Annotated in this window: 12 protein-coding genes; all 12 read left to right on the top strand. The window is 37.2% G+C overall.

Going from position 1 to position 12,187, the window contains the following annotated elements:
- Nucleotides 1-56: 56 nt before the first annotated feature.
- A complete protein-coding gene (locus MHH64_RS14180; RefSeq protein ID WP_187393155.1) occupies nucleotides 57-854 on the top strand; it encodes a heptaprenyl diphosphate synthase component 1 in 798 nt (265 codons plus the stop codon).
- A gap of 3 nt (nucleotides 855-857) precedes the next feature.
- On the top strand, nucleotides 858-1,565 hold the full coding sequence (menG, locus tag MHH64_RS14175) for a demethylmenaquinone methyltransferase (RefSeq protein ID WP_095308972.1): 708 nt from the start codon (nucleotides 858-860) through the stop codon (nucleotides 1,563-1,565).
- A 381-nt stretch (nucleotides 1,566-1,946) separates the two neighbouring features.
- On the top strand, nucleotides 1,947-2,918 hold the full coding sequence (gene hepT / locus MHH64_RS14170) for a heptaprenyl diphosphate synthase component II (RefSeq protein WP_095308974.1): 972 nt from the start codon (nucleotides 1,947-1,949) through the stop codon (nucleotides 2,916-2,918).
- Nucleotides 2,919-2,995: 77 nt separating this feature from the next.
- Nucleotides 2,996-3,442 carry a nucleoside-diphosphate kinase gene (gene ndk, locus MHH64_RS14165; RefSeq protein WP_095308977.1) on the top strand — a complete coding sequence of 149 codons (447 nt, stop codon included), beginning with the start codon at nucleotides 2,996-2,998 and terminating at the stop codon, nucleotides 3,440-3,442.
- Nucleotides 3,443-3,508: 66 nt separating this feature from the next.
- Nucleotides 3,509-4,309 (top strand): protein-glutamate O-methyltransferase CheR, encoded by an 801-nt coding sequence (locus tag MHH64_RS14160; protein ID WP_340001940.1) that lies wholly within the window; start codon nucleotides 3,509-3,511, stop codon nucleotides 4,307-4,309.
- 149 nt (nucleotides 4,310-4,458) lie between these two features.
- Nucleotides 4,459-5,628, top strand: coding sequence for a chorismate synthase (aroC, locus tag MHH64_RS14155; RefSeq protein ID WP_095308981.1), 1,170 nt, complete (start codon nucleotides 4,459-4,461; stop codon nucleotides 5,626-5,628).
- Nucleotides 5,628-6,701: a 3-dehydroquinate synthase gene (gene aroB, locus MHH64_RS14150; RefSeq protein ID WP_095308983.1), complete on the top strand. Its 1,074-nt coding sequence runs from the start codon at nucleotides 5,628-5,630 to the stop codon at nucleotides 6,699-6,701. The genes aroC and aroB overlap by 1 nt, the downstream gene beginning before the upstream one ends.
- Nucleotides 6,698-7,072, top strand: a complete 375-nt coding sequence (aroH, locus tag MHH64_RS14145; protein ID WP_095308985.1) for a chorismate mutase — start codon at nucleotides 6,698-6,700, stop codon at nucleotides 7,070-7,072. Before aroB ends, aroH begins: the two co-directional genes overlap by 4 nt.
- The gene (gene hisC, locus MHH64_RS14140; RefSeq protein ID WP_095308987.1) at nucleotides 7,072-8,172 is read left to right on the top strand and encodes a histidinol-phosphate transaminase; all 1,101 of its coding nucleotides are present in this window, start codon (nucleotides 7,072-7,074) and stop codon (nucleotides 8,170-8,172) included. The genes aroH and hisC overlap by 1 nt, the downstream gene beginning before the upstream one ends.
- A gap of 9 nt (nucleotides 8,173-8,181) precedes the next feature.
- Nucleotides 8,182-9,282, top strand: a complete 1,101-nt coding sequence (locus MHH64_RS14135; protein WP_095308989.1) for a prephenate dehydrogenase — start codon at nucleotides 8,182-8,184, stop codon at nucleotides 9,280-9,282.
- Between the two features lie 30 nt (nucleotides 9,283-9,312).
- On the top strand, nucleotides 9,313-10,599 hold the full coding sequence (aroA, locus tag MHH64_RS14130; RefSeq protein WP_095308991.1) for a 3-phosphoshikimate 1-carboxyvinyltransferase: 1,287 nt from the start codon (nucleotides 9,313-9,315) through the stop codon (nucleotides 10,597-10,599).
- A gap of 222 nt (nucleotides 10,600-10,821) precedes the next feature.
- The gene (locus MHH64_RS14125) at nucleotides 10,822-12,090 is read left to right on the top strand and encodes a tetratricopeptide repeat protein (RefSeq protein ID WP_095308993.1); all 1,269 of its coding nucleotides are present in this window, start codon (nucleotides 10,822-10,824) and stop codon (nucleotides 12,088-12,090) included.
- Nucleotides 12,091-12,187: the final 97 nt, after the last annotated feature.

Raw genomic sequence — 12,187 nt, 5'->3', positions numbered from 1 at the left:
AATATATGCTATAATAACGAAAGCACTCGAAGGATGAAAGGGCTAAGGTGATATCTTTGAACACTTCAATGACAGAAATTCAACATATAAGAAATCTACTAGAAGATAAAATCCATAATGAATATCTTGAAAGACATATACAAAAGCCCATAATTCATGAAGGGAAACTGCAGATTTTAGCTGAATTAGTCTTTAGTTGTGATTCTTTAAGCATCATTCAAAAGGAACGTTTCGTCATCACAACGATGATGGTGCAGATGGCACTTGATACACATGATTTAGTACCAATTGGTAATGAAGAGAATGAAACGAAAGAAGAGAAGCTAAGCAAGCAGCTTAATGTTTTAGCAGGAGATTATTACAGTGGATTATATTATTATCTATTGTCTGAAATAGAAGATGTTGAACTAATACATACACTTGCAATTGCAATTAAGAATATTAATGAATACAAAATGAAACTTTATTACAAAGAGATTGAAACATTTGAGACGTTTATGGATGTAACAAAACAAATTGATTCCATGCTGCTTGTACGAGTAGCGCGATTTCTTCATGGAGACGAATTGAATCAAGTTATAAGTGATTGGTTGCTAACAGAAAGGTTAGTTCATGAAAAAATAGGTGCTACGGCTAATAGGACACCATTACTCGTACAGTGGAAGGAAATGAATATCGATACTTCGTATAAAACGGGGTTAAATCCAATTGATTCGTTAATCGAAAAACAACTAGATAAAGTTGATAAAGCTCTATCACAGGTACCTGGTAAATATGCAGCATTTCAATCGTTAATTAGAAAAAAACTAGAAAATATGAGTTTTTATCAATCCTCGATTGTGGAAGAAGGTTGACTTATGCACGAACAAAGTAAAGAAGAACGTGTGCACCACGTCTTTGAAAAAATCTATACGAAGTATGACTCGATGAATTCGATTATCTCTTTTCAACGACATGTTGCATGGCGTAAAGATGTCATGAAGCGAATGCAGGTTAAGAAGGGGTCTAAAGCATTAGATGTATGCTGCGGTACTGGGGATTGGTCCATCTCACTTGCAGAAGCTGTTGCAAAAGAAGGCACCGTGATTGGTCTTGATTTTAGTAAGAATATGCTCTCTATCGCTAAAAAGAAGCAACAGGAATTAAAACTGGATCAATTGGAACTCGTACATGGAAATGCAATGGAACTTCCATTCGATGATAATACATTTGACTATGTTACAATCGGATTCGGGTTAAGAAATGTTCCTGATTATATGACGGTCTTAAAAGAGATGTACAGGGTTGTAAAGCCTGGTGGAAAGGTTGTATGTTTAGAAACATCACAACCTACGCTAATTGGTTTCAGACAGGGTTATTACTTGTACTTCCGTTTTATTATGCCTTTATTCGGCAAGCTATTTGCGAAAAGCTATAAAGAATACTCCTGGCTTCAAGAATCTGCGAAGGATTTCCCTGGAAAAACCGAATTAAAACAGATGTTTTTGGATGCTGGTTTCTCTCATGTTGAGATGAAAAGCTATACAGGCGGGGTTGCAGCAATGCATATGGGCTTTAAGAAATAATGGTAGAACAAAAGCTCGGTTAGTGGCATATGGACCTTGTCCCGGGTGGTTAAACTTGTCGATAATACCTTAGGCGAAGATTCACTCCTAAGTATAAGATAAACTATGACTTTTCCCGATTTGAACGAAAAGTCAAGTTCATCTAAAATGGAACATGCTCCTGTAGGGAGATGCCGAAGTTAGGTTTTGTCCCGGTATTATTCGGCCATTCTTCATATAAAATTGATGTTAATTTAGATTGTCAAGAGGGTGTGGAAGGCTTACTGCGGCTTTAGCACTTTGTGGACGTGGCTATACCGGTAACTAAGTTATTCACAAAATACAAATTAACCCCGCAAATATACTATTTATTTTTCAAGGTTATAAATAAGGTGACATAATATGAGACTTCCAAAAATGTATAGTTTTTTAAAAAAAGATTTAGATCTAATTGAATCCGCACTGCATCAAAGTATACAAGCAGAACATCCTGTTCTGCGTAATGCTTCTGTTGCTCTTTTGGATGCTGGAGGAAAAAGAATCCGTCCAGTATTTGTATTGCTTGCAGGACAAATTGGAAATTATAACATAGAACGTATTCAAAAGATTGCAGTTACCCTTGAATTAATTCATATGGCAACACTTGTCCATGATGATGTAATTGATGAAGCTGAACTTCGGAGAGGGAAACCAACCATTAAATCTGTATATGGCAATCGTGTTGCTATGTATACAGGTGATTACATATTAGCAAGAGCTTTAGAGGTTGTAACGTCTATTAAAGACGTGCAAGTTCACCAATTGCTTTCTAAAACACTTGTTGAGGTAAGTATTGGAGAAGTAGAGCAGATCAAAGATAAATTTAAGTGGGATCAAACACTTCGTGACTACTTAAGAAGAATTAAACGTAAAACTGCATTGCTTATTGCAACGAGCTGCAAGCTTGGTGCGATCGCAAGCGGCTTATCTGAACGGGATGCAGGGAAATTGTATCGGTATGGATATTATATTGGTATGTCTTATCAAATTATCGATGATATCCTTGATTTTACATCATCTGCCAAGGAACTTGGAAAGCCAGCAGGAAATGACTTGCTGCAAGGAAATATAACATTGCCTGTATTATATGCGATGAGGGATCAAAGCTTTTACAAATTGTTGAGGGAGATTTTTGCAAATCCCAGCACAGTTGGCGATCAGGAGATGCAGCAGATTATTTCTGAATTGAAAAAGACACAAGCGATTAAGCAGGCATACGAAACGAGCGATTTATACCTCCAAAAAGCTTTAAAATCATTGGATTCGTTACCGGCTTCAAAGGCAAAGCAAACCTTACAGGATATTGCGAAATATATTGGTAAAAGGCGTTCATAATGTATATTGTTATTTTTATAAAAATTTGTTAAAATTTTAGAGGTTACTGTTTTTATACATAATAACGAGGTGAAATAATGGAAAAGACATTTTTAATGGTAAAACCAGACGGCGTACAACGTAATTTGATTGGAGAAGTTGTAAAACGATTTGAATCAAAAGGATTTAAACTTGCTGGTGCAAAGCTAATGGTAATTTCAAACGAGCTTGCGGAAAAGCATTATGGTGAGCATAAAGAAAGACCATTTTTTGGCGAGCTTGTTGATTTTATTACTTCTGGTCCTGTATTTGCAATGGTTTGGGAAGGCGAGAATGTAATCGCGACTGCACGCCAGATGATGGGTAAAACAAATCCACAAGAAGCTGCTCCAAGTACAATTCGCGGAGATTTTGGCGTGACGGTCGGAAAGAATATTATCCATGGTTCTGACTCTCCAGAAAGTGCGGAGAGAGAAATTTCACTATTCTTTGATGAAAGTGAAATCGTTTCTTACAATAAACAAGATAGTGCATGGATTTACTAAGTAAAAAAAAACCTCCGTTTTTAACGGAGGTTTTTTTACAATTATGGGTGAAAGAGGCTAAGAACAATGAAAGATGACTATATGGAGTTCATTGAGAAGGTAAAGATAAGGCTAGGAATTAATTTACAGTTATATAAAGAAACACAGATGAAAAGACGAATTACAACACTGCGAAATAAAAGAGGCTATTCTAGCTTCGTAACTTATTTTGAAGCATTCAACAAAGATAAAGATATGCTAAATGAATTTACGGATCGATTAACAATTAACGTGTCTGAATTTTACCGCAATGCAAAAAGGTGGGAGGTTTTAAAGGACACTATCCTGCCAATTCTGCTAAAGGATAGGAATCGGTTATCTATTTGGAGTGCCGCTTGCTCAACAGGTGAAGAACCATACAGTTTAGCAATTTTGATGAAAGAACATTTCCCCACTGTACCTGTTCAAATATTGGCAACAGACATTGATACGAATGTGTTGGCAAAGGCAAAGCAAGGAATCTATATGGAACAGGCTTTGAAAGAGTTGCCAACAAGTTATAAAAAGAAGTATTTTGAAATGACGGGCAGTCTTTATAAAATTGATGAGTCACTAAAGCAAATGATTACATTCAAAAAGCATAATTTACTAGCTGATCGCTACCCTACAAACATTGATCTACTCGTATGTAGAAATGTTTTAATTTATTTTACGGATTCTGCTAAGGAAAATATTTATAAAAACTTCAGCAATGCATTAAAACCAAATGGCGTATTATTCGTTGGAAGTACAGAGCAAATTTTTAACCCAGCTAAATATGATTTCAATCTTGCAGAAACATTTTTTTATCAAAAAATTAATGAGTCACCAGTTAAAACGTCTCTTTAATTTTGGGTTACTCCGACTTCATCACTTGTAAAATTATTTTTTTCGAAAAAATGCAACATAAACAAATGGAGTTATGGTATAGTAGTTAGAAAAACTTTGGATTTATCATATCCGCTTTTTAAGTAAATCATTGTAAAGGAGAATGTTCATTGCGCTACTTAACTTCAGGGGAATCTCATGGGAAACAACTAACAACAATTATCGAGGGACTCCCTGCACAAATGCCATTATTAAAAGAAGACATTAATGAGTCCTTAATACGTCGGCAAGGGGGGCATGGAAGAGGAAAGCGAATGCAGATCGAGAAGGATCTGGTCGAGGTAACAAGTGGTATTCGACATGGATATACGTTGGGTTCTCCTATTTCGCTCGTTATACATAATGATGATTTTAAACATTGGACAGATATTATGGGAGAAGATCCTATTAAAGAGGATACAAAGCTTAGACGAGTTGTTACAAAACCAAGACCAGGCCATGCAGACTTAAATGGTGCATTGAAATACGGCCATCGTGACATGCGAAATGTTTTAGAAAGATCCTCTGCCCGAGAAACTGCTGCTCGTGTAGCTGCAGGAGCCGTTGCCAAAACTTTCTTAAAGCACCTTGGGATCGAGGTATGCGGATATGTGAAAGAGATCGCGGGTATTCGTGCAGAAGATAAGGACGACCTTACGATTGAAGAACGTATAAAGATATCGCAGGAATCACCAGTTATGGTTTTGGATAAAAATGTAGAACAAGAAATGATGGATAAAATTGATAAAACGAAAAAAGAAGGAGATTCCATTGGCGGAGTCTGTGAAGTATATGTAGAAGGCATGCCTGCTGGAGTAGGGTCTTATGTTCATTATGATCGTAAGCTTGATAGCAGAATCGCCGGAAGTGTAATGAGTATCAATGCATTTAAAGGGGTCGAATTTGGAATTGGATTTAAAGCTGCTGAATTGTTTGGTAGTGAAGTTCACGATGAAATTGCTTGGGACAAAGACAAAGGTTACTACCGTACATCAAACCGACTTGGCGGTTTTGAGGGGGGCATGACAACTGGTATGCCGATTGTTGTAAAAGGTGTCATGAAGCCAATTCCGACATTGATGAAACGACCACTACAAAGTGTCGACATTGAAACAAAGGAGCCATTCAAAGCAACTGTTGAACGTTCTGATGCATGTGCAGTTCCTGCTGCTTCTGTAGTCATGGAGCATATTGTCGCATTTGAACTAGCAAAAGCTATTACGGAGCAATTTCCGAGTGATGAATTCTCTAGACTGAAAAAAGCAATTGACGATTATCGCGAAGAAATAAGGTGTTTTTAGTGGAGAAAATTTTAGTTAAATCAAGCACTAACGCCTATACGATTTCAATTGGAGAATCATTACGATTGCAAATCAAGCAATTTCTGAATAAAGAATATTCATCCATTTTGGTTGTAACGGATGAGCATGTTGCAGCACTCTATTTAAAGGATATTCTGGAAAACCTACCTGCATATCGGGTTTTCCAGTCTATCGTCCCAGCTGGAGAAAAGTCAAAAAACCTCCAAACCTTCTACCAATTACAAACCGAAGCCATTGAATTTGGTCTGGATCGTGAATCACTAATCATTGCCCTTGGCGGAGGCGTTGTTGGAGATCTTGCCGGTTTCGTTGCTGCAACTTATATGCGTGGGATTGATTATATTCAAATACCGACAACGATTCTTGCTCATGACAGTAGTGTCGGTGGGAAGGTAGCAATTAATCATGAGTTTGGTAAAAACCTGATCGGTAACTTCTATCCGCCAGAAGCAGTTATTTATGATGTTGACACACTACATTCTTTAAGTGAGCGTGAAGTGCGGTCAGGCTATGCGGAATTGATTAAGGAAGCGTTGATTGCTGATAAGAATTTTTTCAATACATTGTTAATGGTGGATATTTATAATGTATCGAATCATGGGCTACAGAAGCATCTGAAGCAAGGCATTAGAATTAAAGCTGCTATTGTAGAAGCGGATGAAAGAGAATCAGGGGTGCGTAAGTATTTAAACCTTGGACATACATTAGGTCATGCATTAGAAGCTGAACTTGGATATGGGACATTGACTCATGGAGAAGCAGTAGCGATTGGTCTTTTATTTTCTATTCATGTGAGCGAAGCATTATATTCGATAAAATTACCATTTGATGAGCTTGTTCAATGGTTTAAAACGAATAAATATCCGATTATTGGAACGGACTTAAACAATTTAGCATTAATAAGTAAAATGAAGTCAGATAAAAAGGCATTAAAGAGCAAAATTCAAATGGTGCTATTAGAGGATGTAGCTAAACCAGTTACAAGAGAATTAGAGGATACTGAAATCGAAATTTATTTAACATCATTTGAGAGAAGGTTGATGGTACAATGAATAGGGGATTAAGAGGGGCGACTACGGTCTTACAAAACGAAGAAAACCAAATGATAGAAAATACAAGATTACTAATTGAGGAAATGGTAGCGAAAAATAATGTCCAACCTACTGATGTTTCACACGTTTTCATATCTGTAACGAAAGATTTAAATGCAGGATTTCCCGCAAAAGCTCTAAGGGAGATTTCGGGTTGGACATATGTTCCTGTCATGTGTATGGCTGAAATCGATGTGCCGAACAGTTTACCGAAATGTATTCGAGTAATGATGGTTGTTAATACAACGGAAGAACAAGAAAAAATTCAGCATGTTTTCCATCATGATGCTGTTAAATTACGACCTGACCTTGTAAAGGGGGATAATAACTAATGGAAGCAAAGCCAGTCTTAAGTCAGCTAACTCCTTACAAGCAGGGAAAGCAGACGAAAGAAATCCAGCAAGAATTTGGGTTAGAACGAATCGTAAAACTCGCGTCGAATGAAAACCCATATGGTTATTCAAATCAAGTGAAAGAGGCGCTTTTACAAGGATTGCCCGACTTTAATATATACCCAGATGGCTATACTGCTGAATTAAGGTCTGCATTAGCAAACAAGCTGGAGGTAGCAGAATCACAATTAGTATTTGGAAGCGGGACAGAAGAAATCATTCAAATGCTGTGCAGAACATACCTTGCTCCGGGATCGAATGTTGTTACAGCAACACCGACTTTTGGCCAATATAAACACTATTCCCTAATCGAAGGGGCAGAGGTAAAGGAAATTGAAGTAACTGCTGACGGTTATCATGCCTTGGATAAGATGCTTGAAGCTATTGATGAAAAAACAAGAATCATTTGGCTTTGTTCACCGAATAATCCAATCGGGACTGTAATTCCAAAAGAAGCATTTGAAGCTTTCTTGAACAATTGTCCGAAACACGTTCTTATTGCTTTTGATGAGGCTTATTTTGAATACGTTGATCCAGAAGCTAACATAGATGTGCTTTCGTACATCAAAAGTCATAACAATTTGATTGTAATGCGCACATTTTCTAAAGCTTATGGATTAGCAGGGTTACGAATTGGCTATGGTATAGCAAATCATATGATTATCGATAAGTTAAATGTTGTTAGAGGACCTTTTAACACTACCTCTATTGCACAGCAAGCTGCACTTGTTGCACTATCCGATGACGTATTTATAACGAATAGTTATGAAAAAAATAAAACGGTGAAAGCATCTTTTAAAAACTTTCTCAATCAAATCGGTTGGAAATACTTTCACTCAGAAACAAACTTTCTCCTAGTAGAAACACCGATAAGCGGTATCGATGTATTTCAGTATTTATTAGAGCGTGGTTTTATAGTAAGGCCTGGTGAACTACTTGGTATTCCAAAGACAATTCGAGTGTCTTTAGGGACAGGTGAAGATATGGAAGACCTACAACGCGTTCTGTTAGAATTCCATAACGAAGCAATAGTAAAGTAAGGTGATAAAATGCGAAAGACGATTTTAGTAGCAGGAATTGGTTTAATTGGAGGTTCCCTTGCAAAGGGCATGGCGCAATCAAGTGATCATCATATTATCGGATATGATCTGAATGAAGCTTCACTTGAGTTTGCACGTTTAAACGGTATCATTCATGAGGCAAGTACTAATTTTATAGAAGCAGCACAGCGATCCGATTTTATTATTCTGGCAGCACCAATTTCGGAAACAATCGCATTGGTGAATCTACTTAAAACGGTATCCTTTAAACGGAAAGTGATTATATCTGATACCGCATCCGTAAAGGGAGCGATTTTAAAAACAGCAAGTTCGTTAAACAGTGAAAATGTAACTTTCATTGGTGGCCATCCGATGGCTGGTTCACATAAAAGAGGTGTGCAAGCAGCAAAGGCACATCTATTTGAAAATGCGATTTATGTATTGTCACCTACAAATGGAAATCAACACAATGAGATTGAAGCTTTAAAAGGCGTTTTAATTCAAACGAAAAGTAAATTTGTTGTCTTAATGCCAAATGAGCATGATGAAATGACTGGTGTTGTATCACACTTTCCTCATTTAATCGCTTCATCCCTTGTACATCAAGCAAAAAAATGGGAAAATACGCATGCATTCCTACCAAAGCTCGCAGCAGGAGGCTTTCGGGATATTACGCGCATTGCCTCAAGCAATCCAGAGCTTTGGCAGGATATCTTCTATCATAATCGGGATAAAATGTCCGTGTTACTTCAAGAGTGGATAGAAGAGATGAAAGGTCTAAAGCAGCTTCTGGATCATGATCAAAAAGAGGAAATGATTACATATCTCAATAAAGCAAAGCTATATCGAGACGGTTTGGCAGAATCAAAAAAAGGTGCTATTCCTGCTTTTTACGACTTGTATGTTGATATTAGAGATCAGCCCGGTGCAATTGCTTCCATTGTGCAGTTATTGGCCCAAGAGAAAATTAGTATTAAGAACATAGAAATTCTTGAAGTTCGTGAAGATATTACGGGCCATATGAGACTGAGCTTTAGTTCAAAGAAAGCTCAGGTAGCAAGCTCAACATTATTAGAGAATAATGGGTACGAAACGATGATACAACAATAATGCCAATAGAATAAAGGATGTGAATAGATAGTGAGCGAATGTACATTGCAGCAATCGAACAATCCGCTTTCGGGAGAAATTTTAGTTCCGGGAGATAAATCAATCTCGCATCGAGCAGTAATTTTCGGTTCTTTAGCAAATGGAATAACGAAAATCACGCATTTTCTTGATGGGGAAGACTGCATGAGGACGGTGGAAGCATTTAGGGAAATGGGCGTTTCTATCGATGTTCATGATACAACATTAATAATTAAAAGTAAGGGTGTAAAAAGATTAGTTGAGCCAGATCAACCTTTAGATTTCGGTAATTCAGGAACAACAACTAGACTAATGCTTGGAATCCTAGCTGGGTTACCTTTCTTTACGACAATCTATGGGGATGCCTCTCTTTCCAAACGACCAATGGACAGAGTAGTGAATCCATTGAGACAGATGGGCGCAATAATTGATGGCAGATTTAATGGAAGCTTACTTCCAATAGCAGTCAGAGGGACGGCGATTAAAGGAATCAATTATACCCTGCCAGTTAAAAGCGCTCAAGTTAAATCAGCGATTCTTCTTGCTGGTTTACTTGCAGAAGGTGAAACAAAAGTTACAGAGCCAATTCCGACGCGAAATCACACGGAAAATATGCTTAAAGCCTTTGGTGCAGATCTAACAATTGATGGAAACACAATCACTGTTACGAACAAAAGTGATCTAACTGGGACAGATGTACATGTTCCGGGCGATATTTCATCTGCTGCATTTTTCTTAGTTGCGGGAGCTATTGTACCTGGTAGTGAAATTTTACTGAAAAATGTAGGGTTGAATCCTAGCAGAACTGGTATAATTGAAGTCTTAAATAGAATGGGCGCAAAAATTCAAATTGTAACTGAGCATTCTACAAGTGGAGAGGCATTTGGAAATGTTCGAATTGCCCATGGCTCTTTAAAAGGTATCACAATTGAAGGAGAAATCATTCCTCGATTAATCGATGAAATTCCAGTAATAGCTCTTTTAGCGACACAGGCAGAAGGGACAACGGTAATTAGAAACGCAGAAGAATTACGGGTCAAGGAAACAGATCGAATCACAGCAATAGTAGATGTTTTATCAACCCTAGGGGCTGATATTACAGCAACTGAGGATGGATTAATTATAAAAGGACAAACACCATTAAAAGGTGGTAAAATAGCTTCTTATGATGATCATCGTATCGCAATGATGGGAGTAATCGCCAGCCTCATAACAGATGGTGAAGTGACAATCGATGATACTAGCTGTATCGCAATTTCATATCCGAACTTCTTTAAAGATTTAGAATCCATCTCCTAATAAAAGAGTCTGCGCAAAGCAGGCTCTTTTTGTTTCAAACTAAAAACCAGATAACAATTTCTTCTCTTTTAACATAATGTACAACTTTGATGCAAAAACAAACGTATATAGATGCATTTCTGTTTCAGTCATCTTCGCTTTTATTGTATAATTGAATCAATCATTTATTTCATTAATAATAGTCGAAATTCATGCGAGTTTTTTGAAGAGAGGATGTTCGTCATGGACACCATTATGGAAGCAGTAAAATTAATAGAAAATAATCAAGCTGAAAAAGGGATCCAACTATTGGGGGATTACTTATCTAAAGCAAATGATGATGAAAAATATACGATTGCAGAGCTTTATAGACAATGGGGACATCTGCAAGATGCAAGACTTATTTTAGAAGATTTATTGAAACGATACCCGGACGAAAGCGATTTAAAAACCTCTTTGGCAGATATTTTTATTGAGCTCGAGGAAGATGAACCAGCAATAACGCTCCTTAATGAAATAGAAAAGGACGATACAGCATATATACAAGCGCTGATCCAATTAGCTGATTTATATCAAGCGCAAGGATTATTCGAGGTGTCTGAGCAAAAACTATTAACGGCGAAGCAACTTGCACCAGGAGAGGTTGTCATCGACTTTGCGCTTGGAGAATTATATTTTTCGATTGGAGAGTATCTCAAAGCGATTACCTATTACGAAAAGGTTAAGTCAAAGCGTGATGAAGTTGCCCATATTTCAATAGATGACAGACTTGGTGAATCCTATGCAGCTGCTGGCGAATATGAAAAATCATTAACCTACTTTACTGAGGATGGTAATGAAAATGCCGATAAGCTATTTAAATATGGAATTACTGCATATCAAACAGATCGAAATGATATTGCAATTAAAGCATGGGAGCATGTAATTGAAATCGACGAGTCTTACCATACAGCTTATTATCAGCTAGCAATGGTTTATGAAAAGGAAGGGCTATTAGAGGATGCGTATAAAACCGCAAAAAAAGGGCTCGAAATGGATGAATACAATAAAGAACTATTCTTTCTAACAGGTTCTATTGCACATCAGTTAGGTCAGGATGATGAGAGTGAGAAATTTATTCGAGAAGCAATCGCATTAGACCCTGATTATAAAGAGGCTATCCTGTTCTTAATTGAGTTATTTAAAAAGAACGAAGCACATATAAATATTACAGACCTTATAACAGAGGTGCAGAAATTAGGTGCAGAGGATCCACTTTATGATTGGGAATTAGCACGTGCATTTAATGAAATTGAATCGTTTGATAATGCATTAAAAAGCTACCGTGATGCATATACTAGTTTAAATCAAGATAGCGACTTCCTGAAAGAGTTTGGCTATTTTCTTACGGAAGACGGTAAGATCAAAGAAGCTATCCCAGTTTTTGAATCCTATGTTCGTTTGCAGCCGTTGGACGAGGAAGTTGAGTCATACTTAGCACGTTTAAAACAAACATATGAATTAGGTGAGTAGAATTTCAGCAGCTATTAAAGTGTTAGCCGTGTAAGTGCAACTAAGATATACACAAAGGAGCCTTGTTTTCTAATAAAACTTTAAAAGGGGGGTAAAA

This window comes from Oceanobacillus sp. FSL K6-0127 (genome assembly GCF_037983385.1).
In the GTDB taxonomy this organism is placed as follows: Bacteria; Bacillota; Bacilli; order Bacillales; family Amphibacillaceae; genus Oceanobacillus; species Oceanobacillus profundus.
This window is presented reverse-complemented; position numbering and strand designations above follow the sequence as displayed.

Coding starts and splice junctions, on each gene's coding strand:
- MHH64_RS14135 (WP_095308989.1), top strand. CDS start 8,182: ATGCGAAAGACGATTTTAGTAGCAGGAATTGGTTTAATTGGAGGTTCC.
- MHH64_RS14160 (WP_340001940.1), top strand. CDS start 3,509: ATGAAAGATGACTATATGGAGTTCATTGAGAAGGTAAAGATAAGGCTA.
- menG (WP_095308972.1), top strand. CDS start 858: ATGCACGAACAAAGTAAAGAAGAACGTGTGCACCACGTCTTTGAAAAA.
- aroH (WP_095308985.1), top strand. CDS start 6,698: ATGAATAGGGGATTAAGAGGGGCGACTACGGTCTTACAAAACGAAGAA.
- MHH64_RS14125 (WP_095308993.1), top strand. CDS start 10,822: ATGGACACCATTATGGAAGCAGTAAAATTAATAGAAAATAATCAAGCT.
- hisC (WP_095308987.1), top strand. CDS start 7,072: ATGGAAGCAAAGCCAGTCTTAAGTCAGCTAACTCCTTACAAGCAGGGA.
- ndk (WP_095308977.1), top strand. CDS start 2,996: ATGGAAAAGACATTTTTAATGGTAAAACCAGACGGCGTACAACGTAAT.
- hepT (WP_095308974.1), top strand. CDS start 1,947: ATGAGACTTCCAAAAATGTATAGTTTTTTAAAAAAAGATTTAGATCTA.